At 49.7% G+C, this 23,331-nt stretch carries 23 protein-coding genes; 13 read left to right on the top strand and 10 right to left on the bottom strand.

Annotated elements, in window-relative coordinates:
• Window positions 1–26: 26 nt before the first annotated feature.
• Window positions 27–1,559 carry an acyl-CoA carboxylase subunit beta gene (locus ACI0FR_RS11410; RefSeq protein ID WP_404907571.1) on the bottom strand — a complete coding sequence of 511 codons (1,533 nt, stop codon included), beginning with the start codon at window positions 1,557–1,559 and terminating at the stop codon, window positions 27–29.
• 129 nt (window positions 1,560–1,688) lie between these two features.
• On the opposite strand from ACI0FR_RS11410, the gene ACI0FR_RS11405 reads away from it, so the two are divergent.
• The gene (locus tag ACI0FR_RS11405) at window positions 1,689–3,110 is read left to right on the top strand and encodes a helix-turn-helix domain-containing protein (RefSeq protein WP_374832551.1); all 1,422 of its coding nucleotides are present in this window, start codon (window positions 1,689–1,691) and stop codon (window positions 3,108–3,110) included.
• 8 nt (window positions 3,111–3,118) lie between these two features.
• Here ACI0FR_RS11405 and ACI0FR_RS11400 read toward each other — a convergent pair whose 3' ends face one another.
• Window positions 3,119–3,730, bottom strand: coding sequence for a hypothetical protein (locus tag ACI0FR_RS11400; RefSeq protein WP_374832729.1), 612 nt, complete (start codon window positions 3,728–3,730; stop codon window positions 3,119–3,121).
• Between the two features lie 439 nt (window positions 3,731–4,169).
• Here ACI0FR_RS11400 and phnN point away from each other — a divergent pair, with 439 nt between their 5' ends.
• Complete coding sequence (phnN, locus tag ACI0FR_RS11395; RefSeq protein ID WP_404907569.1) at window positions 4,170–4,742, top strand: phosphonate metabolism protein/1,5-bisphosphokinase (PRPP-forming) PhnN; 573 nt, start codon at window positions 4,170–4,172, stop codon at window positions 4,740–4,742.
• A gap of 137 nt (window positions 4,743–4,879) precedes the next feature.
• Here phnN and ACI0FR_RS11390 read toward each other — a convergent pair whose 3' ends face one another.
• The 8 genes from ACI0FR_RS11390 to ACI0FR_RS11355 form a co-directional block, all read right to left on the bottom strand.
• A complete protein-coding gene (locus tag ACI0FR_RS11390) occupies window positions 4,880–5,224 on the bottom strand; it encodes a RidA family protein (protein WP_374832547.1) in 345 nt (114 codons plus the stop codon).
• Between the two features lie 18 nt (window positions 5,225–5,242).
• Window positions 5,243–6,748, bottom strand: a complete 1,506-nt coding sequence (locus tag ACI0FR_RS11385) for an FAD-dependent oxidoreductase (RefSeq protein WP_404907567.1) — start codon at window positions 6,746–6,748, stop codon at window positions 5,243–5,245.
• Entirely contained in the window at window positions 6,745–7,050 is a 306-nt protein-coding gene (locus ACI0FR_RS11380; protein WP_374832543.1) for a (2Fe-2S)-binding protein, read from the bottom strand. Before ACI0FR_RS11380 ends, ACI0FR_RS11385 begins: the two co-directional genes overlap by 4 nt.
• Window positions 7,031–8,155 carry an NAD(P)/FAD-dependent oxidoreductase gene (locus ACI0FR_RS11375; protein WP_404907565.1) on the bottom strand — a complete coding sequence of 375 codons (1,125 nt, stop codon included), beginning with the start codon at window positions 8,153–8,155 and terminating at the stop codon, window positions 7,031–7,033. Before ACI0FR_RS11375 ends, ACI0FR_RS11380 begins: the two co-directional genes overlap by 20 nt.
• Window positions 8,156–8,269: 114 nt before the next feature.
• The gene (locus ACI0FR_RS11370; protein WP_374832539.1) at window positions 8,270–9,109 is read right to left on the bottom strand and encodes a lysine/arginine/ornithine ABC transporter substrate-binding protein; all 840 of its coding nucleotides are present in this window, start codon (window positions 9,107–9,109) and stop codon (window positions 8,270–8,272) included.
• Between the two features lie 62 nt (window positions 9,110–9,171).
• Window positions 9,172–9,954, bottom strand: coding sequence for an ABC transporter ATP-binding protein (locus tag ACI0FR_RS11365; protein WP_374832537.1), 783 nt, complete (start codon window positions 9,952–9,954; stop codon window positions 9,172–9,174).
• Window positions 9,944–10,687: an ABC transporter permease gene (locus tag ACI0FR_RS11360; RefSeq protein ID WP_404907562.1), complete on the bottom strand. Its 744-nt coding sequence runs from the start codon at window positions 10,685–10,687 to the stop codon at window positions 9,944–9,946. Before ACI0FR_RS11360 ends, ACI0FR_RS11365 begins: the two co-directional genes overlap by 11 nt.
• Entirely contained in the window at window positions 10,684–11,379 is a 696-nt protein-coding gene (locus ACI0FR_RS11355; protein ID WP_374832727.1) for an ABC transporter permease, read from the bottom strand. The genes ACI0FR_RS11360 and ACI0FR_RS11355 overlap by 4 nt, the downstream gene beginning before the upstream one ends.
• A gap of 189 nt (window positions 11,380–11,568) precedes the next feature.
• Between ACI0FR_RS11355 and ACI0FR_RS11350 the strand changes: the two genes are divergently transcribed.
• The 11 genes from ACI0FR_RS11350 to ACI0FR_RS11300 all read left to right on the top strand — a co-directional run bounded on the left by ACI0FR_RS11350 (window position 11,569) and on the right by ACI0FR_RS11300 (window position 23,301).
• On the top strand, window positions 11,569–12,462 hold the full coding sequence (locus ACI0FR_RS11350; RefSeq protein ID WP_374832533.1) for a LysR substrate-binding domain-containing protein: 894 nt from the start codon (window positions 11,569–11,571) through the stop codon (window positions 12,460–12,462).
• A gap of 470 nt (window positions 12,463–12,932) precedes the next feature.
• Complete coding sequence (locus ACI0FR_RS11345) at window positions 12,933–13,427, top strand: hypothetical protein (RefSeq protein WP_404907558.1); 495 nt, start codon at window positions 12,933–12,935, stop codon at window positions 13,425–13,427.
• A complete protein-coding gene (locus ACI0FR_RS11340) occupies window positions 13,427–13,999 on the top strand; it encodes a peroxidase-related enzyme (protein ID WP_374832529.1) in 573 nt (190 codons plus the stop codon). The genes ACI0FR_RS11345 and ACI0FR_RS11340 overlap by 1 nt, the downstream gene beginning before the upstream one ends.
• Window positions 14,000–14,062: 63 nt before the next feature.
• Complete coding sequence (locus tag ACI0FR_RS11335) at window positions 14,063–15,049, top strand: LysR family transcriptional regulator (RefSeq protein ID WP_404907556.1); 987 nt, start codon at window positions 14,063–14,065, stop codon at window positions 15,047–15,049.
• 2 nt (window positions 15,050–15,051) lie between these two features.
• Window positions 15,052–16,509: an NAD(P)-binding domain-containing protein gene (locus ACI0FR_RS11330; RefSeq protein ID WP_404907554.1), complete on the top strand. Its 1,458-nt coding sequence runs from the start codon at window positions 15,052–15,054 to the stop codon at window positions 16,507–16,509.
• Window positions 16,506–17,486: an ABC transporter permease gene (locus ACI0FR_RS11325; protein ID WP_374832523.1), complete on the top strand. Its 981-nt coding sequence runs from the start codon at window positions 16,506–16,508 to the stop codon at window positions 17,484–17,486. The genes ACI0FR_RS11330 and ACI0FR_RS11325 overlap by 4 nt, the downstream gene beginning before the upstream one ends.
• Complete coding sequence (locus ACI0FR_RS11320) at window positions 17,483–18,382, top strand: ABC transporter permease (protein WP_374832521.1); 900 nt, start codon at window positions 17,483–17,485, stop codon at window positions 18,380–18,382. Before ACI0FR_RS11325 ends, ACI0FR_RS11320 begins: the two co-directional genes overlap by 4 nt.
• The gene (locus ACI0FR_RS11315) at window positions 18,379–19,383 is read left to right on the top strand and encodes an ABC transporter ATP-binding protein (protein ID WP_374832519.1); all 1,005 of its coding nucleotides are present in this window, start codon (window positions 18,379–18,381) and stop codon (window positions 19,381–19,383) included. Before ACI0FR_RS11320 ends, ACI0FR_RS11315 begins: the two co-directional genes overlap by 4 nt.
• Complete coding sequence (locus tag ACI0FR_RS11310; RefSeq protein WP_374832517.1) at window positions 19,380–20,438, top strand: ABC transporter ATP-binding protein; 1,059 nt, start codon at window positions 19,380–19,382, stop codon at window positions 20,436–20,438. Before ACI0FR_RS11315 ends, ACI0FR_RS11310 begins: the two co-directional genes overlap by 4 nt.
• Window positions 20,435–22,003: an ABC transporter substrate-binding protein gene (locus ACI0FR_RS11305; RefSeq protein ID WP_374832515.1), complete on the top strand. Its 1,569-nt coding sequence runs from the start codon at window positions 20,435–20,437 to the stop codon at window positions 22,001–22,003. The genes ACI0FR_RS11310 and ACI0FR_RS11305 overlap by 4 nt, the downstream gene beginning before the upstream one ends.
• 11 nt (window positions 22,004–22,014) lie before the next feature.
• Window positions 22,015–23,301, top strand: a complete 1,287-nt coding sequence (locus ACI0FR_RS11300; RefSeq protein ID WP_404907551.1) for an acyl-CoA thioesterase/bile acid-CoA:amino acid N-acyltransferase family protein — start codon at window positions 22,015–22,017, stop codon at window positions 23,299–23,301.
• Window positions 23,302–23,331 lie beyond the last annotated feature (30 nt).

The raw sequence follows: 23,331 nt of genomic DNA, 5'->3' as shown, positions 1-23,331 counted from the left end.
TGAACGGTTTAAGCCCGAGGGAAAAATCACAGCGGAATAGTATCGTGCTTGCGCCAGCGCTGTTCAGTGCGTTTATTACGCAGTGAAGCAAAGGCACGGGCGATACGGCGGCGCGATGAATGAGGCATAATCACCTCATCAATAAAGCCGCGTTCTGCTGCCACAAACGGATTGGCGAAACGGGTTTCATATTCCTCTGTCCGCTCACTGATTTTTTCCGGATCATTCAGTTCCGTGCGATAGAGAATTTCGGTGGCACCTTTTGCACCCATCACGGCAATTTCTGCCGTTGGCCATGCGTAATTGATGTCGGCACCGATATGTTTGGAAGCCATCACGTCATAAGCACCGCCATAGGCTTTGCGGGTGATAAGCGTGACCATTGGGACGGTTGCTTGTGAATAAGCAAAAAGCAATTTTGCGCCATGCTTGATCACGCCGCCATATTCCTGTGCGGTGCCCGGCAAGAAGCCCGGCACGTCCACAAGGGTGAGGATTGGAATATTGAACGCATCGCAGAAGCGCACAAAACGTGCCGCTTTGCGCGAGGCATCAATATCAAGGCAGCCTGCCAGCACCATCGGTTGGTTGGCAACTACGCCGACGGTTTGACCATCAATGCGCACAAAACCGGTGAGAATGTTTTTGGCGAAAGCTTCCTGAATTTGGAAGAACGCTCCTTCATCCGCGATTGAGTAAATCAACTCGCACATATCATATGGCTTGTTGGAAGCATCAGGAATGAGGGTATCCAAGCGTTGTTCAAGACGTGCCGGATCATCAAAGCTCGGGCGCTTTGGTGTGCTTTCAAGATTATTGAGTGGCAGATAGTCAAACAATATGCGCACTTGTTCTAGTGCTTCGATGTCGTTTTCATAAGCGCCGTCGGCAACGGAGGATTTGCTGGTGTGGGTGCGTGCGCCGCCCAGCTCTTCAGCGGTAACAATTTCGTTGGTAACGGTCTTTACCACATCAGGGCCGGTGACAAACATATAAGAACTGTCACGCACCATGAAGATAAAGTCGGTCATGGCAGGGGAATAAACTGCACCACCGGCACATGGCCCCATGATGACGGATATTTGCGGTACAACGCCGGAAGCATCAACATTGCGCTTGAACACTTCGGCATAGCCTGCCAGTGAAGCAACGCCTTCTTGAATACGAGCGCCGCCGGAATCGTTTAATCCAATGACCGGTGCGCCGTTTTGCAACGCCATATCCATAATTTTGCAAATTTTCTGCGCGTGGGTTTCAGACAAAGAGCCGCCCAGGACGGTAAAATCCTGACTGAAGACATAGACCTGACGACCATTGATGGTGCCCCAGCCGGTAACAACGCCGTCGCCGGCAATTTTCTGGGAGGCCATGCCGAAATCCACCGCGCGGTGGGTGACATACATGTCGTATTCTTCAAACGATCCTTCATCCAGCAGCACTTCGATACGCTCACGGGCGGTCAGCTTACCTTTTGAATGTTGGGCATCAATTCGCTTCTGCCCGCCGCCAAGCCTTGCTTGCGCACGGCGTGTTTCGAGTTGCTCTAAAATCGATCGCATTTCATCTCCCAATTGCAAAATATTGCACTTCTTTGAATGTATTAGCCCAAGAAAGGACTTCACAGAACCGGTAAACATGTGGCAATGTGTAAATTATAAAAATGCAAACTCAAAATTGCGAAATTGCAAATGGCTATTGGTAAACTCTATATCGGGCGTAAAATTCGTGAATTGCGCGATGCGCATAAATCCACGCAGAGTAAGTTTGCCGAGCGTATTGGCATTTCAACCAGCTATCTCAATCAGATTGAGAATAATCAGCGTCCTGTTTCGGCGTCAGTCTTGGTAGCATTGGCTGAAAAATTCGAAATCAATATTTCTGAATTGTCTTCTGGCGAAGGTGATCGTTTGCTTTCGGCTTTGTCTGAAGCGCTGAATGATCCGATTTTTGACAATCTCAATATGACGGCACAGGAATTAAAACTCGTCAGCCAAAGTGCGCCCAATATGGCCCATGCGTTGATCCGTGCGCATCAGGGATTTCGTCGCAATAGTGAGCAGTTGGCATCTTTGAGCGACAGTTTGGGACGCAGTGCTTCATTGGCTGAAACCACGCCTTTTGAAGAAGTGCGCGACTTTTTTCATTTCGTCGATAATTATATTCATGCACTCGATATTGAGGCTGAAAAATTATCGCAAGAATTGCAGCTTGAAAATAGTGATCGCCGGTATACGCAGCTTTGCCAATTCTTAGAACAAAAACATCAAATTCATGTGGTGAGTGACAAGGATAGCGGGGAGGTGCTGCGCCAGTTTGATCCGCTGACTTCCACTTTGTGTATGAACCCTTATGCCGCCCCTTCAACCCGTGATTTTCAGCTTGGGCTTCAGATTGCGCAGGTTCATGCCAGCGAGCTGATCGACAATATTGCAAAAAATGCAAATTTTCGCACGCATGAAGCTTTTGAAATTTGCAAAATTGGCTTGCAGAACTATTTCGCTGGTGCGCTTTTGCTGCCCTATAGTTTTTTTCATAGTATGGCAGCAGAGTTGCGCCATGATCTGGAATTATTGTCAGTGCGCTTTGGCGCCAGTCTCGAGCAAATTTGCCATCGGTTGAGCACTTTGCAGCGGCCGGGTTTAAAAGGTGTGCCGGTGTTTTTTGCCCGTGTGGACCGCGCCGGTAATATTACCAAGCGCCACAGCGCGGCGCGTTTGCAATTTGCCCGTTTTGGTTCGGCCTGTCCGTTGTGGAATGTGCATGAAGCTTTTGAAACCCATGACCGTATTATTCGCCAATTAGCGGAAACGCCGGATGGTGCGCGTTATCTTTGCTTGGCGACACAAATTTCGAAGGGTACAGGCGGTTTCAGCCGCCCGCAGCAGCGTTATGCTTTGGCTTTTGGTTGCGAGATTTCTTACGCGCATACATTTATTTATTCGGATGATCTGGATTTATCGGCGCGTGCGAGCTTTACACCGATCGGCGTTTCATGCCGCATTTGTGAACGTACGCAATGCCCGCAACGGGCTGTGCCGCCTTTGATGCAGAAAATTCATGTCGATCATAATAGTAGAGCGACATTGCCATATTCGATTGCAAAATCTTGAGCGGTGCTTCAGCGGAGAAAACTAAGACGCCCTTGTTGCATTTTCTGTTCAATCCAATGGCGCTCGGCATCCCATGCATGGCGCTTCCAGCCTTCCCATGTGAAGCCGCAAATACGGATGTCCCATTCGTTCGCATCATGAGTTTGCAGCATATACCATATGCCTAAAAATCCGGTGCTAGGAAAAAGTTTCTTCATATCTTTTTCAGCAATACCGAGCTCCGCACAAGCTTGCATGTAAAATTGTGGAGACATGATACGGATGTCTTTATAAAGGCCAATAATATCAATAGTTTGATGTGTCCAATCCTCACGTCTGCCTTTCAGGCGTGATAGGATATTTGGCTGCGGATGATATTTTTCAATAATGCTTGGATGATAAGGTAACAGTATTTCTTTTGCCGCTTTGAAAATCGGCGATTGAATGAAATGAGGTTCCTGCAAACGCTTTTGCATGGGTTTGCTGGTGGCTGCAACCATCAAGAGGTCAGTTTTTGTCCCCCCTAGATTGACAGGATGTGCAGCGTCATTGAAGCGCACTACGTAATTCGTTCTGTCGATCATATCGGATAGACCCGTGACAAGCGGAGCATTGCCAACGAGAACCATAGTTTTTTTCATTATTGTTTTGCTTCTCATTTCATAATTCAATGTGTTTTATGAAAACAAAACAATATGACGGTAAGACGAAGTTTGAAATAACTTTTTTGTCATTAACAGTCATTAATGTAATATTGAGCGATTGCTTTGCATGAATTTGTCATGCTGGTGTCATGAGCTGATTACATTTGTAGGCTGATTAGGTCTGATTATAATCAGCAGCAGTAATATAAAGCGCCCGATGATTTCCGCGACCTAGCTATTGAGACGGTTTTAGTAAGGCATGCAAACGCGTTAACGCAAAAGCTTTGATACAGCATTTAAACCATGATGAATGAAATAAGCTTTTATCATCCTTGCACCGGTCGACTTTCAAACTGCCACCTATTAAACCTATTCACGCACGAATTGGCAGAACTAAATTTCCCGCGCTGTGTTGCAGAAGAGGCCTGTATTAATAATGCAGAATGAGAATCCCAAAGGTTGTTTCATTGCGGTTATAGGTCCAAGCGGTGCCGGCAAAGATACCATTATGGATGCTGCCCGTGAAGAGCTGAAAGATGATGATCGCTTTCATTTTGTTCGTCGTATTATTACGCGTCCACAAATGGCCGGGACCGAAGATCACGACAGCATGGATGAAACAGCCTTTGCAAAGGCACTTGAAAAAGGTGCTTTTGCGTTGCATTGGCAGGCGCATGGTTTGCATTATGCTTTGCCGCGCTCGCTGGAACAGGAAATTGGTGAGGGAGCCATTGTGATTGCCAATGTTTCGCGCCGTGTTCTTGATAATATTCGTGCAGCTTATCCACGTCGTTCGATTGTGATGATAACGGCGCGGCCTGAGGTGTTGGCTAATCGTTTAGCCAGCCGTGGTCGTGAAACGGAGCAGGAAATAGCGGCGCGCCTGTCGCGCGAAGTTGTTTTTGATAATGCTGCGGATGATGTTGTGAAAATCGACAATTCAGACGATGTCACGACAGCTATTGAAGCTTTTTTACGTCATTTGAGAGACGTCAAACACAAATCATAAAATGCGTTTTAATGGTTAAATTATCGATGACTCCGCCTTATCAGCTTGATTGATATGGCCGTGAAAGTTTGAAGTGCGATAACCGAAAAATATGTGACGCCTATGATCTCACGGGCGTCACATATTTTTTTTAAAACTTATTTATACGCTGTGACAACGATTTCGATCAGACAGGTATCGCCCAGATCAGCAACGCCGACTGTGGCGCGGGTTGGTAGGTTTTCCGGTGCAACCCATTCTTTCCAGACCTTATCCATTTCAGGTTTCAGATTAAGGTCGGTTACGAAAATAGTTGCAGACAAAAGTTTGGTTTTGTCGGTACCGGCTTCGGCCAGATATTTGTCGATCTTTGCCAGCGTTTCGCGGGTCTGACCAGCCATATCGAGGCTTTCATCATCGCAAGTGGTGCCACCAAGATAAACAATTCCATTATGCTCGACAACGCGATGCATGATTGGTGTTTGTAAATGACGTGTTGCCATTGAAATAGTCCTTTCAAATTACTGTGGTAAAGGGGTGGGATGGTGTTGTTCGTCGGGTTCGTGGCCTGTGACGGCAACCACCGCAGCACTGCGCTGGGGCAACGCTGCAATTTCTCTTAGACTTACTGGTTTGACAGGGGCGCGCAGCCGATAAGTGCCAACCTCGGCAGGGCTGATATCGCGTGCATCAGCGATCATTTCGCTGACGGTCTGGCCGCATAAACGTCCCTGACAAGGCCCCATACCGCAACGCACGAATGTTTTGAGCTGGTTTGGGCCTGCAATATCAAACGCGATTAAATCACGCAGTTTTCCGGCGCTGACTTCTTCGCAACGACAGACAATCGTGTCATTGTCGGCCGGTACGCGGAAAGCTTGGGCGGGTTTATAAAAAAGATCAAGGAATTTGCGTCCGCGCAGATATTTCTGGCGCTGTTTTTGTAAAAGCGATCTCTTGGCTTTTGCTTGTTCCGGAGAGATAAGTTCGAGGTCTTCCAGTATTGTGATGGCAGCAAGACGACCTGCCACACTTGAAGCTTGTGCGCCGCCAATACCTGCACCATCTCCGGCCATTAATAGACCAGGTTTTGTGGTGCGTTGAAAGGCATCAAGCATTGGCTGAAAACTGCGCTGATCTTCGTTCCATTCCAAATCACAACCGGCAGCACTGGTCAGATTGATATTAGGGATAACGCCGTGGTGCAAAAGCACATAGTCGATATCAAGTGTTTCTTGCGTTTTATGGTGGGTAAAACGGATGCGTTCGGCTTTGTCTTTGCCTTCAATGCGTAAAGCTGCAACATGGTTGACCACGCGGATATTGCGGCGCACTTTCAAAAGCAGCGACAGCCCTTTGGCGAAATAAGGCGAGGCTAAAAATCCGCCGATATAGGGCAGGGCAGTTTTAAGATTACTGCGCGGTGTGGTATCCAGAATGGCAGTAATCTTGACGCCTGCATCAAGCAATTGTGCGGCGAAAAGATAAAGCAAAGGCCCTGAACCGGCCAGAACCACTCGCCCTTTCGGGGCAATGCCTGCGGATTTTAAAGCGATCTGTCCTGCGCCAATTGTCATGACACCGGGTAATGTCCAGCCTGTAATTGGCATAGGCCTTTCAATCGCACCGGTTGCCAGAATAACTTTCTTGGCATTGAACATCTGTGCCTGAGCTTTAAATGAGACACCGATCATGGCTGTTGAGCGAACGTCATCGTTGCCGTAAGGCTCCAAACTCCATACTGTGGCACCGGCTGCATAATGAACCGAGCTTTTGGCAAACTCATGGGCGATTTCGCGTCCGGACCAGTAATCTTTGCCTAAGAAATGATGAGTCTTTTCAGAGATTTTGGTGATGGAACGGTAAATCTGGCCGCCGACGGCATTATTTTCATCGAGCACCAAAATGCGCGCACCGCTGTGTCCGGCTTCAATTGCGGCACTCATGCCCGCAGGGCCGGCGCCAATGATGACCAGATCATAAAGTGGCAGAAAATCAGTTGCTGAATCTAAAGAGATGATGCTCATAATGGGGTGTCGCTCCCGATGCGACGTGCACCTTGCTGGCTTTTGACAACCATGCCGTCGTAAACTTCTGTCATGCAGCTTTGACGGTTTTGCACATCGTCAATAGTGACCAGACATTCAAAGCAAACGCCCATCATGCAATAGGGAGCGCGCGGTTCACCGCCCACAACACTGGTACGAAAGCGGTTGACGCCTTGGCTTAACAATGCGGCTGCGACACTAATGCCCTTTGTGACTTTTAATATTTGGCCGTCAAATTGAATGGAAACGGTTTCATCAGATTTAATCAGTGACTGAAACATGAAACCTCCGTGCAGAAAATGGTTTGAGATTATCATCCAGACGTCCGGCAGCAATTTGGGGCGCGACGATCAATGTATGATTGGAAGCTAGCGTGACGCCGGAATGGCAGGTGACGACAAATGCACCGGGGCAGGTTTCTGATTGTTGATAAATCGGCATGCCATCCTTGGATTTCACCCGAAAGCCCGCCCAGCTTCTGACAATATTGACATCAGCCAAGTGCGGAAAAATGCGGATTGCCCGATTGGCTAAAACGGCAGAAATGTCCTGATTGGTCATGAGGGCGGCTGAGTGGGTTTCTTCACTGTCGCCGATCATCACTCCGCCTTCATCAGCTTGCCGGATGGTTGCTGCAGTATAATCAAAAAAAGGTGCACATTTTTCTGTAACCAGAATTTGGCCTTTGCTGCGAACAAGCGGCACATGCAGGCCGACCATCGGTGCAAGCATGGTATTGTTGACACCAGCAGCTAATATGAGTTTGCGCGTTCGCATTTGCCCCCATATACCGGTGAGGATAAACCCGTTTTTGTCGGGGGTAATTTGCGTAACATCGTGATGCGAACGATAATCAACACCTGATTTGAGCAATGCAGTATGAAGTGCACGCAAGAGGCGCAGTGAATTGACGTGACCATCGGCAGTTGAATAAACAGAACCGACAACATCGGGCCCGATTGCCGGTAACATGGCGCGGGTTGCCGCATGATCAAGAACCTGATAATCAGGAGCACCTTCGCCTACTTCACGCGCCACTCTTGCGGCTTCATCGTGCCATTGCTGAAGTTCGGCATCGGACAAAGCAAAAGAAAAACCGCCTTTCTGGCTCAAACTGACATCAATGCCGGTAGTGGCCAAAAGATCGGAAGCAAGTTGCGGCCAATTTTGGGCCGCTTGTTGTGACCAGCGGGCATAATCAGGCTTGCCGACACCTTTGCCCTGCACCCAGATAAGTGCAAAATTGGCACGGGAGGCACGAAGTGCCAGATCTTCGCCATCAAGCACGACAGTTTGCACACCTGCACGTGTCAAACCCCAGGCAATAGATGCCCCGACAAGTCCGCCGCCAATGACAACGGCCTCTTGTTCTGAAATTGATGCCATGTTTATTTTCCCGTCGTGCCTGCCTGATCTTTATTGTTCAATGCTGCAATCGTGCTTTAAAGACATAGGGCAGAGCACCGGTGCAGCTATTGCTGTACCGGTTATTTTATTGAATTATTCGCGTGGGCTGACGTCCACTTTGAACCATTTTTCGGAGAGGTTTTTAATGGTGCCGTCAGCAATTGCTGCTTTGATGGCCTCATCAAACTGACCTTTAAGTTCGCTATCATCTTTACGCAGACCAATACCGATCATGCCGAAGATTTTGCCTGAGAAAAGCGGGCCGGAAAGCTCGGCACCTTTCATGTCGTCTTTTTCAAGTGCTGCGGCCAAAACAGTGGCATTGGCCAGCACGGCATCAATACGACCGCTCATCAGATCAAAATTATGCTCTTCGGTTGTTTTATATTCGCGCACATCCGCTTTATCTTTCAGGTAGGTTTCCATGAAAGATGAGGCGGTTGTTGAACCCTGAACACCGACTGGTTTGCCATTGAGCTTGGAGCCGATTTCTTCAATCAGGGCTTTGGCTTTTTCCGGTTCACTATCGATGGAAATGGATTCTCCGGTGCCCGGCAATTTGGCCAGGTCGCTATCGGAAAGCGCTGCAAAACTATTGATGGCCGCTGCATAAGGTGCCGAGAAAGCAATAACTTCTTCACGCTTTGGCGTAATGCTCATTGCAGCCATGATGGCATCATATTTTCCGGCGGTCAGCGATGGAATAAGACCATCCCAGTTCTGTGCGGTGACTTCACATTTGACGTCCATGCGGGCGCAAAGATCTTTGATAAGATCCATTTCAAAACCCATCAATGTGCCGTTTGGCCCGGAAAAGCTCCACGGCGCATATGCGCCCTCAGTAGCAATACGCACGGTTTTTTCCTGAGCATTGGCACCGCCCAGCGCAATCATGGATACTGCAAAAGCTGTGACCAGTGATTTCATATTCATTTTTTTACCCCTAAATTGACCCTTAATGATGATATGCACGTTAAGAAGACGATATGCGTATTTTATAATTCGCTGCGGGAGATAAACTGGCGCAGACGCTCAGAGTGCGGATTGCTGAAGACTTCCTGCGAGGAGCCTTCTTCTTCAATGACGCCTTGATGAAGGAATACAACGCGGTTGGAAACCTCGCGCGCAAAGCTCATTTCATGGGTTACAACCAACATGGTGCGCCCTTCGGCTGCCAGATCACGCATGACTTTCAAAACTTCACCAACCAGTTCAGGATCAAGCGCTGACGTGGGCTCGTCAAACAACATGATATGCGGACGCATGGCCAGTGCGCGGGCAATGGCGGCACGTTGTTGCTGACCGCCCGACAAATGTGCCGGATAATGATTGCGCTTATCAGCAATGCCAACCCTTTCAAGCAGGCTTTCAGCCTCGGCAATACACTCTTTACGGTTGCGTTTTTGAACGTGAACGGGTGCTTCGATCAGATTTTCTAAAATGGTTAAATGTGACCAGAGATTGAAGGACTGAAACACCATTGCTGCTTCTGCACGCAAACGACGCAATTGGTTGGCATCGCTCAAGCGGGATGGTTTGCCTATCTCATGATGCAACTTATAGGCTTCACCATTGATGGAGACACTGCCGGCAGACGGGATTTCCAGCATATTGATGCAACGTAACAGTGTCGATTTTCCTGAACCCGATGAACCTAAAATCGAGATGACATCGCCTTCATAGGCTTTGAGTGAAATCCCGTGCAGAACTTCCTGATCACCATAGTTTTTGCGAATGGCATTCAACTCAACGGCGGGTACAGACGTGTTATTGAGCATGTTGTTCACCGTTGTTTTGCAAGGTGGAGGGACGTGAACGAGGGGTGCGACGTTCCGGAGAGGTCATATATTCCACGACGGCAAAAATACGTGCGACCACGAAATTCAATGTCAGATAGATAATACCTGCACAAATGAAGATTTCCACCGGACGATAACTTGCAGAGATAAGTTTGGCGGCAAGCCCTGTCACTTCCATCATGGTGATAGTCGAGGCAAGAGCGGTGGATTTAATCATCAGGATCACTTCATTGGAATATCCGGGCAGCATCTGGCGCAAGCTTTGCGGCCAGATAATACGGCGGAAAACCTGCCAATGAGACATGCCATAAGCGCGACCGGCTTCAATTTGTCCGGCAGGTACGGAAAGCAGGCCGCCGCGGACAATCTCAGCACTATAGGCGGCGGTATTGAGCGCCAATGCTAGAACGGCACACCAGTAAGCTTCCCGCAAATACGGCCAGAGAAAGCTTTGGCGCAATGCTGGAAACTGGCTCATGCCATAATAAATGATATAAATTTGCACCAAAAGAGGTGTGCCGCGAAAGACAAAAATATAAGCGCGCGCCGGCAGATCAAGCCACCATTGGCCGCTGATACGCATGACTGCCAGCAAAAAGGCAAAAACAGCACCTGCCGTTACCGACAAGACCGTGAGCTGCAAGGTCAGAGGCAAACCGGTTAAAAGGGTTTTGAACGAGTTCCACAGAAAAGGGATGTCAAGCAGTGTCATGCTGCTCTCCTTATGCCGCGCATGGCGCGTTTTTCAGCAGAGCGAAAGATAAGGCCGGAGACAAATGTAATCAGCAGATAAAGAGCCGCAGCGGTGAGAAAGAAGCTGAATGGTTGACGCGTTGAACCGGAGCCGATTTGCGCCTGACGCATCAGTTCGACAAGGCCGATGACTGATATGAGTGCGGATTCTTTCAAAACAAGCTGCCAGACATTGCCGATACCTGGAATGGCAAAACGAGCGGCTTGCGGCAAAATAATGCGGCGGAAGCACAAGAAAGACGACATACCATAGGCTTTGGCGGCTTCGATTTCTCCCTTATTGAGCGCCAGAATGGCACCGCGGAAAACTTCTGTTTGATAAGCTCCGGAAACAATGCCGATTGCAAGTGCACCAATGAGAAAAATCGGCGCGCTGATAAAACCTTCGACGGCAAATAAAGAACCGATACTGGTGATTAGTGCACTGGAGCCAAAATAGAAAAGATAAATCACCAGAAGATCGGGAATGCCGCGTAAAACGGTTGTATAAAATTCGCCACTATAACGCAGTGCGCGAAAACCGGAAAATTTGGCCGCGGCACCCAGACATCCCAAAATACTGCCGATAAAAAACCCGCTTAAAGCAACAGCTATAGTGACGCCTGTAGCTTTGAGCATGTCAAAACCCCAGCCATTCTCACCAAAGCCCATAAGCTGGACATAATTTTCTATTCCGTTCACCCTTAAGATGCCTTTTCGACGGCTCCCAATCAGCGAATTGGGTAGCAAATTGGATAAATACCCTTCGCTTTATCTTTTTTATAGAAAATGCATAGAAGAGAGTATAGCGTCAAATTCGAAATATATGCTCAAGAATAACAAGATATTATGGGGCAGGCTGTGAATTTACGTCAGGTTGAAGCATTCAGAGCAGTTATGAAAACCGGACAGATGACAGTTGCAGCTGAGTTGATGTCGATCACGCAGCCTGCTGTCAGCCGTTTGATCAAAGATTTCGAACGCGCGACTGCGCTCAAATTATTTGAGCGCCGCGGCAATCAGATTACACCGACACAAGAAGCTGTGACACTGATGAAAGAAGTGGAACGTGCTTTTATTGGCTTGTCACGTATTGCGCATGTGGCAGAAGAAATCAGCCGGCATTCGGCAGGTCGCTTGCGTATAGCAGCCATGCCAGCGCTTGGTAACGGGATTTTGCCACGTTTTCTGGCGGGTTTTTTACGTGACAAACCTAATGTGCAAGCGTCTCTTAATGCCATCCCGTCGTCGATGGTGATTGAAGCAGTGGCATCAGGTCAGGCCGATATCGGCTATGCCGACAGTCCGCTTGAGCGCCCCGGTTTTTCGATTGACAACTATTCCTATCCGGCTGTTGTGGCAATGCCGGCCCATCACAGACTGGCTGAAAAAGCGATTATCGAACCTGCCGATCTGGCCTATGAACGTATGATAACGCTGGAGCCAGGAACTATATTTGCCATGCGTGTGGAGGTGGCGCTTGCCAGTATTCCGCGTTCTGCTTCAATTGAAACGCGGCTTTCTCATACGGCACTTAATCTTGTGGCGTCCGATGCAGGTATCACTATTATTGATCCGACATCCGCAAGCGAGTTTAAGGATCGCGGCGTGGTGCTGCGTCCGTTCAGCGAGTTTATTGAAGCTGGTTTTCTTGTGTTGGAGCCGGAAGATAAGACCGCCTCCGCTTTGAGCGCAACTTTTAAACAGGAATTTGCAGCTTATCATGACAAAATTATAGCAGGACAGAATATTTGATCGGCCTTTGAAATTGTTATTATATGATGGGAAAAGATTAGTTTTCGGGTGCATTAAACGCTTGTCCCCCTGCTTTATTCATAGCTGATTCCGATATGAGTAAATGCTATATGAGAAATTTTTTTGCTTAAAATTACGTTTTTATGAGAAAAAGATTTGCTTCACACCCAATATTTAGGCGTGCATACCCCTCTTTTTTGCTGATTGTCGGTTAAGTTCAATTTGTGCTGCCGTGCGTTTTTGGATGAATGTACGCGCCAGCGTTCCCCCGCCAGTTTGAGGTCTGAGGAATATATGAAATCAACTGTCAATTTTAAAAATAGTTGACAGTCGCTTATGACGATGACAGGTTATTTGAAAAATGAATAAACAGTGTTGCTTTATCCATAAAACAACTAATACCATGCAGCGGGACGCAGTGCTGGTAATTGGTTTGCAAACGGATACGAAAACACTGTCAGGGGAATAAAATGAACAAATCTGCTTTGGATATCGTGAGCTTATGGCTTGCGGGTGATGCTGAAACACCGCCTTTTGAGGCGCTGACTGCGCGTAAAGATGTGTTTGAAATGACACGTCAGGCGCAGCTAGCTGTGCTGACACCGGCCGATGGCGGTGCATGGTCGCACGCTTTGCGCGCAGCGCTTGCAGCCCGTATCGCCGCCGCAAACAATAATCCTTATCTGGCCAATATTTACGCCAAAGCTGCTGCTGGCTCACCTCATGCCGCTCTTGCAGCGGTTGATTATGTGCCGTCTGAGCTGGTTGAGCAGAAGGTCGTGGCCTTCATGGATAAGGTGGCCAATAACACCAAAGCTATTGCTGCCGAAGATATTTCCGTGCTGCAACAAGCCGGCATAGCGGATGCGGATATTGTGCGCTTATGTGAATTGAATGCTTTCCTTGCCTATCAGATCCGTGTGGCTGCAGGTCTTGCATCATTGATCGAAGGGGAGCAGGCATAATGAGCGAAGTTATTCATAAATTTACCAAGACCGTGCCGGAATGGCGTCCGCGTGTGAAGCCGGTTGTGCTGGCAGAAGCTTCGCCCGAACAGCTTGATGCATTGAAAGTAACGCCTTCCAACACCAAAGTTTCAGATTATGTGTTGGTTCTTGCGCATGATCCGGAAAGCCTCAATGTTCGCTCGCCGCTTTTTAACACGGTGATGTATGGCAAAGGTGGTTTGGGCCGCGCGGAACGTGAATTAGGCGCACTTGGTGCCTCTGTCGTCAACCAGTGCATTTATTGTGCCGCCGTTCATGCGCAACGTCATGCACAGCTCAGCCGTGATGAAAGCGTGACTGATAAGCTTTTCCTGGAAGGTGAAAAAGCGAAGCTTGATCCGAAAAACCAAGCGATTTTTGATTTTGCGCTGAAACTTTCGCAATTCCCGCCCAAAACAGATGGTGCTGACGCACAGCGTTTGCAGGATGCTGGCCTGAACAAAGAAGAAGCCGTTGATCTGGTGCTCTCGACAGCCATGTTTGGTTGGGCAAACCGCCTGATGCATGTGTTGGGCGATCCGGTCAAATAAACATTTAAACGCTGTTTTTATTCGAGCATTCGCTGCCCCTAAACCGGCAGACAGGGAGAATTTATGCGTAATTTAAAGGCTTTGGAGGCCTATCTGGAAGTGGCAACTTTGGGCAGCGTAACGGCTGCAGCCAAAAGATTGCAACTTTCACAGCCTTCCGTCAGCCGCATCATTCAGGATCTGGAGCGCGAGCTGGGACAAAAGCTTTTTGTCCGTGTTGGCCAGCGTCTGGTACTGACGCAACAAGGCATGTTGCTGCGCGATGATGTGGAACGCGCATTGGCAGGTGTTGCCGAAGTTTGGGAACGGGCGCAGGAGGTGGCGAATTTAAGAACTCGTCCGGTGCGTATTTCCTGCATTTCAGCTTTGGCTTTTGGTTTGGTGCCCCATGCTTGGGCGTCGTTGAACCAGACCATTGGTGTTGAAGGTGGTAAACGCATCACTATTCAAACCGACACACCGGAACGGGTACGCAGCTCTGTGCTGTCCCATGATGCCGATATCGGCGCGACATCATTGCCATTACAACATCGTGACCAGACCACCCATTGGTTTGGCTGCGCGCCTTGCGTTTTGGCTGTGCGTTCGGATGATCCGTTGGCCAAAGAAACCGGCGGCTTGCCACTTTCGGTTATTAAAAACCGCACATTGGTGGAAATGTCGAATGTGCGGGGGCTTCCGGCCCGCATCCGTCAGACATTGAAAAGCCATAAAATTGAAACGGGTGGTCGTATTCGTACCAACTCGACCATGAATGCATTGGCACTGATCCGTGCCGGTGCGGGCGGGCCTTGCGGCACAGTTGGTATTGTTGAGCCAGTGACCTCAGCGGGGACACCGATGGACGGGATTACATTGCTGCCGTTGGAGCTTGATATTCCTTATTGCTTTGGCGTCATCAGCCATAATGGCGTGCAACTGGGTGAAACGGCTTTGGAGCTGATTTCTGCCCTCGAACAAGCCGCACATAAACTTGTTCCCGGTTTCAAAAATTATTCGCCTGAAGAACATCAATCGCTGATTACCCAGCTTGCATTGCTGGAGGACTGATTATGAAAAATTTTCCATCATCCCTTGAAGAATTAGATCAACTGGTTGCCCGCGATCTCGAATATCTGACGATCCCTGCCAAAGAGTGGGTGCCGGTCAAACAAGTTGAAGGTCAGACATTGCTGGATGTGGCGGTGATTGGCGGCGGCATGGCGGGTTTGTCTGCGGCGGCATCGCTCAAACATTTAGGCATCCGCGCCGTTATTTTTGACGCGCGGCCAAAAGGTTTTGAAGGTCCTTGGGCAACAACAGCCCGCATGGAAACTTTGCGCTCGCCTAAAAGCCTGACTGGCCCTGCTCTTGGCATTCCGTCACTTACTTTCCGTGCTTGGTTTACTGCGCAGTTTGGCGAGACCAAATGGGAAGAACTGGATAAAATTCCGCGTCTGCAATGGATGGACTATCTGCGCTGGTTTCGTGATGTACTTGATGTGGAGGTGCGTAATGGTCACCGCATTACACTCATCAAACCGCAGGTCGATTACACAGTTTTGGAAATGGAAACACCGGAAGGCAGCCGCACCATATTCGCGCGTCATGTGGTGCTTGCCACAGGGCGTGATGGTTTGGGCGGGCCTTATGTGCCAGACATTATCCGCAATCTGCCACGTCATTTTTGGGCTCATTCTTCGGATGAATATGATTATAGCACTTTGAGAGGCAAAAACATTGCCGTGATCGGTGCTGGTGCCTCTGCAATGGATAGTGCAGGAACAGCGCTGGAGGCGGGCGCTGCACGCGTTGATCTGCTTATTCGCCGCAAGGATATTCCGCGCATCAACCGCGGCAAGGGTATGGGTAATCCGGGCTCTGTCTATGGTATGCAGAATCTGGATGGCCGCGCAAAATTAGCCATTTACAGCTATGTCGGTGCCGAACAAGTACCGCCTCCGCGCGCCAGTGTTTTGCGTGTCAGCCGTCATAAAAACGCATTTTTCCAGCTAGGCGCATCGCTTGATAAAATTACCGTCGAAGGTGACAAGATTGAAATTACCACGCCGAAAGGCCGTCGCCAGTTTGATTTTGTCATTGCTTCAACCGGTTTCCAGATTGATTGGCGTCAAAAAGCGTTTTTGTCGGAAATTGCCAGCAAAGCCCGCACTTGGGAAGAGCGCTTGGCGCCGCTCAGCGGCAATGAAGACCGCTCGCTAATCGAAGCGCCTGATTTGGGGCCTGCATTCGAATTTTTGCCGAAATCGGGTGTTGAAGCCGAAGGTCTCTCGCGCATTCATTGCTTCTGCTATCCGGCGATGATGTCTCATGGCGGCGTGTCGGGCGATATTCCGTCGATCAGTGAAGGGGCGCTGCGTTTGTCACAAGGCATTGTTGCAACGCTTTATCATGAGGATATTGAGCAGCATTTTGCCAATGCGCGCAGCTATGACGAACCGGAGGTTTTCGGCGACGAATGGACGGAAGCAGATAATTATAATCAAACTGATCTTGAGGAGCTGGCATGAATTTTACTGTCTGGCTCATCAAACGATTAGCTCAGGCCGCTGTTGTGCTGCTGATTATGTCGGTAGTTGTTTTTCTTGGGCTGCATATGGTCGGTAATCCGGCAGATATTCTGTTGGCACCGGATGCAACCCAAGTTGATCGTGCAGAGCTTATTGAACGTCTCGGCCTCGACCTGCCGGTCTGGCAGCAATATTGGCTGTTTTTGAAAAGCGCGTTGCAGGGCGATCTGGGCAATAGTTTTGTCTATAATACGCCTGCCGTGATCCTCATCTTGCAACGCATGCCTGCCACCTTGGAACTGGCCGTATTGGCCATGATTTTTGCGGTGTTCATCGGTATTCCGCTTGGTCTTTTCGCAGGAATGAAACCTGAAAATCCATTTGCCAAATTAATCACTACGGGAAGTATTTTAGGCTTTTCTTTGCCGACGTTTTGGGTTGGCTTGCTGCTGATTATGACATTCAGTGTTTCGCTTGGGCTGTTGCCTGCCAGCGGACGCGGTACAACAGTGCGCTTTTTCGGTGTTGAGTGGTCATTTCTGACCCTTGATGGTCTGCGTCATATGTTGTTGCCTGCCATCAATCTGGCGATGTTTAAAGTGTCGCTGGTGATCCGCCTGACCAATGCCGGTGTGCGCGAGGTGAAATCGCTTGATTATGTGCGGTTTGCCCGTGCCAAAGGTCTGTCGCCTTTTCGTATCGTGCGCCGTCATATTTTGCGCAATGTGATGATCCCTCTCGTTACTGTGCTTGGCATTGAATTTGGTTCGACCGTTGCTTTTGCAGTGGTAACTGAAAATATTTTCTCGTGGCCTGGTGCCGGTAAACTCATTCTCGACAGTATCAATGCGCTCGACCGCCCTGTGGTTGTTGCCTATCTGATGGTGGTGGTGACGCTGTTTGTGACGATCAACCTTGTAGTCGATATTCTTTACCGTGTGCTTGATCCTCGCGTTAGAACGGAGGCTGCGGCATGACCTTGGCTCTCGCAAAACCCCCACGCTCTCCGGTTGCGGAAAATATCCGGATGTTCTTGCGCTCGCCGCTGGCAGTCTTTGGTCTTGTGCTTTGTGTGCTGATTGCACTGGCTGCTATTTTTGCGCCTTTTATCGCGCCGCAAGACCCATATGACATGATGGCAATCGACGTCATGGATGCGCGTCTTGCGCCGGGTGAAACCAACATGAATGAAGGTTACACCTATCTGCTCGGCACGGACGGGCAGGGGCGCGATCTGTTTTCCGCCATCCTATATGGCTTACGTACCAGTCTGGTGGTTGGCATCGGATCTGCTACCATCGCCGGCGTCATTGGTATCGTGCTCGGGCTGATTGCAGCCTATGCCGGTGGCAAAACCGATGCGCTTTTGATGCGTCTTGTTGATCTGGTCATGTCGCTTCCGTCCATTTTGGTGGCACTGTTGATGCTGGCCTTTTTTGGGCGTGGTGTCGGCAATGTGGTGATCACATTGGTATTGCTTGAATGGGCTTATTATGCCCGTACCGCCCGTGGTCAGGCGATGGTCGAAAGCCAGCGCGATTATGTGGAATCTGCCCGTGGTCTCGGTCTTTCGCCGATCAGAATTTTGCTTGGTCATATTTTGCCAAACTGCATGCCGCCCTTGCTGGTTATTGGCACATTGCAGATTGCGCGCGCCATTACCTTGGAAGCAACACTAAGCTTTTTGGGGCTTGGTGTGCCGGTGACGGAGCCGTCACTTGGTCTTCTCGTTTCGAATGGTTTTCAATATATGCTGTCGGGTGATTACTGGATCAGTTTTTTCCCAGGTTTGGCATTGCTGATCTCTATTGTGGCGATCAATCTCGTGGCCGACCGCCTGCGTGATGTGTTTAATCCGAGGGCTTTATCATGAGTGATCTCTTGCTGGATGTACGCAATCTGTGCACGCGATTTTACACACAAACCGGTGTTCTTCATGCAGTGGAAGATGTTTCTTTCACCTTGCGCGCAGGTCAAACGATGGGGCTGGTGGGTGAATCGGGTTCAGGTAAGTCGGTCACTGGTTTTTCCGTGCTGGGATTGGTTGATCGTCCGGGGCGTATTGTTTCGGGTGAAGTGCGCTTTAAAGGCGAGGACATCACCAAATATTCCAAAAAACAACTTCGGCATTTGCAGGGAAACCGCATTGCGATGGTGTTTCAGGATCCGATGATGACGCTCAATCCGGTGTTGCGTATCTCGGAGCAAATGATCGAAGCCTTACAGGCGCATGAGAAAATCTCTTATGCCGATGCCCGTATTCGTGCGCGTGATGTGTTGGGTGCTACAGGGGTTCCAAGCCCTGAAAGCCGTCTGGATGCCTATCCGCATCAATTGTCGGGCGGTATGCGCCAGCGTGTGGCACTCGCCATTGCAATGCTCAACAAGCCGGATTTGATTATTGCCGATGAGCCGACAACGGCTCTTGATGTGTCGATCCAGTCGCAAATTTTGGCTGAAGTGCAAGGGCTCGTTAAAGCCACCAATATGGCGCTGATCTGGATTACCCATGATTTGTCTGTCGTTGCGGGCATAGCGGATACATTATCTGTCATGTATGCTGGGCGCATTGTTGAAACCGGCAATGTTGGCGATGTGCTGGATGATCCGCGCCATCCTTATACCCACGGGCTGATCGGTAGTCTGCCGGGCAATGCGGAGCCGGGCACACGATTGCAGCAAATTCCGGGCTTGGCACCGAATATGTTCCAGCCGCCAAAGGGTTGCGCATTTGCGGCACGTTGCGGCTACGCGACAGAGGCTTGCCAAGTGCAGCCGGAATTTACCGGCTCGGATCATCATCGTTATCGTTGCTTCCATCCGGTTGGTGGCGTGCCTGCGATGAATAACAGCATGCAGGAGTTGCGGCCATGAGTGAAAACATGAATGCAAAAACGCCTGAAATCTCCAGCAGCGAGCAACCAATCGTTCTGCAAATGCAGAATATTGAAAAACGCTTTGGCGGTGGTGGTTCTGCTTTGACTGATCGGATGGGGCTCACACGTCCGCGTCCTGTTGTGCATGCGTTGGACGGGGTGAATGTAACCATTCGCGCCGGTGAATTTGTTGGACTGGTGGGTGAGTCCGGTTCTGGAAAATCCACTCTTGGCCGTATTGCTGCGGGTTTGATGAGGCCGAGCAGCGGCGAGGTCAAAGTCTATGGCAAAGAACCATCACGCGAGAATAAAACGCATCTTGATGTGCAGATGATCTTTCAGGATCCGCAGGCAAGCCTCAATCCGCGCAAGCGTATTGATAAAGCAATCGGCGAAGCACCACTGGTGCATGGTCTGACCAGCCGCGCGGAATTTGATGATTATGTCAGCCGGCAATTGCAGCGTGTCGGGCTTGATCCAGCTATTCGCACGCGCTTTCCGCATCAGTTTTCCGGCGGGCAGCGTCAGCGTATCAGTATTGCGCGCGCATTGTCGCTCAATCCGCGTTTTTTGGTTTGTGATGAATCCATTGCTGCACTGGATGTTTCCATTCAGGCACAAATCCTCAATCTGTTTATGGATTTGCGCAAAGAACTGGATTTGACCTATCTATTTATCAGCCATGATTTGCGTGCAGTGCGCCATGTTTGCGACCGTGTATTGATAATGTATCTGGGCCGGGTGGTGGAAGATGCACCAGCGAAGGAATTCTTTGCCCGTCCCAACCATCCTTATACCAAAATGTTGCTTTCCGAAGTGCCTGATCTGGCGCAGCGCAGCAAATCCTATTCGGCGATCAAGGGCGAAATTCCAAGCCCGATCAACCCGCCGAAAGGCTGCCATTTCCATCCGCGCTGTCCGATGGCTTTTGACCGTTGCCGTGTTGAGCGTCCTGCACTGCAAACAGTGGGCGAAAAGCACGTCAGCGCCTGTCATCTCAATGATACCCCCCAATCACCTAGTCCTATGGCTCAACTGGAGTTAAACGCATGAAAAATTTGTTCAGTGCCCTTGCAATGACGACCTTTCTATTTTCTGCCAGTGCAATGGCAGAAGATTTGCGCATCGGTTTTGCCGATCCGCTTTCTTCGATTGACCCGCAATTGAACAACCATGCGGGTGATCACTCTGTTGCCCAGCATTTCTGGCATCCGTTGACCGGTAAAGACGTGGTCAATATGCAGCCAGGCGTTGCTAAATCGTGGCGCAATGTCGACCCGCTGACATGGGAATTTACATTGCATGAAAATGCCGTTTGGTCGGATGGTCAGCCGATTGTTGCGGAAGATGTAGCTTTTTCCTATGAACGCGCCCGTGATGTTCCGGGCAGTGTTGCAACCGTTAAAGGTTTTATCCGCACCGTTGATAAAGTGGAAATTGTCGATGATCATCACCTTATCATCAAGACCACTGTGCCTGATCCTTTGCTACCGGTGACACTCTCCAGCCTTTATATCGTCAGTAAGCATGTCGGTGAAAAATCAACCACCGAAGATTACAACAGCGGCAAGGCGATGGTGACCAATGGGCCATACAATTATGCAGGCTACACACCGGGTGACCGCGTGTTGATGAAACGCAATGATGCCTATTGGGGCGACAAGCCTGAATGGGAAAATGTCACTTATCGCTTCATCAATAATGGCCCTGCACGTACTGCTGCATTGCTTGCTAAAGATGTGGACGTGATTGATAAAGTATCAGTTGCCGATATTGCCAAGCTGGAAAAATCAGACGGCGTTAAGGTCTATGCTTATCCGGGCTTGCGCGCGCTGATCATGCAGCCAAGCTTTAATCCGGAGCCTTCAAAATATATCACCGACAAAGCCGGTAATCCTTTGAAGGAAAATCCGCTTTTGAACCAGAAAGTGCGTGAAGCACTGAATGTGGCAATCAATCGTGATGGCCTCATCAGCCGCATCATGCAAAATGGTGCAACGGCGGCTAATCAGTGGATGCCTGAAGGTACATTCGGCTATGATCCGGACACCAAAGACATCCCGTTCGATGCCGCAAAAGCCAAAGAATTATTGGCAGAAGCCGGCTATCCGGATGGTTTCAAACTGACCATTCACGTGCCAAGCGACCGTTATCCGCAAGGTCCTGAAACCGCGCAGGCTTTGGCGCAGTTCTGGACACGCGTCGGCGTTGAAACAAAGGTCGAAGTTGTACCCTTTTCAGTTTACTCGGGCAGCGCCAATAAAGGCGAATATGCCATGACCATGATTGGTTGGGGCAATGGTACCGGTGAAGGCACCTATGCGATGACCTCCATTCTGGCAACACCTGATAAAGAAAAAGGCTTGGGCGCTTCCAATTGGGGTAACTATAGCAGCGCTGAATTTGACAAAGCACTGGCTGATGTCACTTCAGAGTTTGACAATGCCAAACGTGAGGAAATCATTCGCGACGCCGTTAAAATCGTGGCCAAAGATGTCGGCATCATTCCGCTGTTCCACTACAAAAACATCTGGGCAGCGCGCGATGATCTCAATGTTGTGCCTTGGAACAGTGACCGCACCGTTGCCATGCAGGTCAGCAAAATCAAAGCTGACTAAGGAAAAGCATAATGTTGAAAATATCAGTTGAACCAGAGGTTGCGCTGATTGATGTGGAGCGCCGGATTATTATATCCGGCGCAACGCCTCTGGCCAAAATCACGGTTCAGAGCCTGACCAATCGTGCAGGCTTTGACTGGACAAGCGAAGCCGTTTTTGAAGCGGATGCGCAAGGCACTGTTGATCTCACCCGTGATGCACCGCTTACGGGTGATTATCAGGGCGTGTCGGCGATGGGGCTGATCTGGTCGCAGCATCATGGCCGCGAAGGCATGCTGCCGCAGTTCAATAAAGATCTTTCGCAGCCGCTCGAAACCAAAATCAGCGCATATGATGGTGGTGAAAGCGCTGATGCGCGTCTCATTCAAACATTAATGGCGGACGGTGTCACGCGCGAAGAGGTACGGGTCAATGGCCTTGTCGGCGCGCTTTACCGTGCGGCCGGTGACAAACCAGCTCCTGCTGTCATGATCATGAATGGCTCGGGCGGCGGCATTAATGAACCACGCGCAGCTCTTTATGCGTCTCGTGGTTATCATGCTTTGGCACTTGGTTATTTTGGTGCGGAAGGCTTGCCGAAATATATTTCCAACACCCCGTTGGAATATTTTGAAAAAGGTCTTGATTGGCTGCGTGAAGCCGTCAAACCGAAGGATGATTTTGTTGCGATCAGCGGCCAGTCACGCGGCGGCGAATTGGTGCTGTTGTTGGGCGCAACTTTTCCTGAAAAAGTGTCGGCTGTTATTGGCTATGTTCCAAGTGCTTATGTGCATGGCGGACAGGCCGCAGCTGATCCTGCCTTGGGGCGTGACGGCCCATGCTGGCTTTATAAGGGCAAGCCGCTGACCCATATCTGGGATAATAACCGTTTTGCCAGCTGGAAGCCTTATGATGACGGCGAGCAGCCGCGCCGCAACAGCCTTGCCATGCGCACCGCATTGGCTGATCCGGAGGCAATGCGTATTGCACGTATTCCGGTTGAGAAAATTGCAGGCCCGGTCATGCTGATTTCCGGTGGTGATGATGGCGCATGGCCGTCAGATTATTATTCTCTGCTGGTGCAATCGAGCTTGCTGGCCGCTCAACATGCTTTTCCAGTGGAATGGTATAATCTGCCGGAAGCAGGCCATTCGATCCTGTTTCCTTATGTGCCTGCGACACAGATCGTCCACGCGCATCCGGTCAACGGCAATCTGACGACAATGGGCGGAGATGCCAAGCATAATGCACAAGCCAATGAAGGTTCATGGCAGGCAGTATTACAGTTCCTGCAACAAGCAACGGCTGATAAAAACTAAATGGAAAAAATCATTCAGGCCGTTTTTTTA

Origin of the sequence: Paenochrobactrum sp. BZR 201-1 (assembly GCF_044987585.2) — a bacterium.
Classification (GTDB): Bacteria; Pseudomonadota; Alphaproteobacteria; order Rhizobiales; family Rhizobiaceae; genus Paenochrobactrum; species Paenochrobactrum pullorum.
The sequence above is the reverse complement of the archived record's forward strand: the minus strand, read 5'-3'. Positions and strand labels throughout refer to the sequence as shown.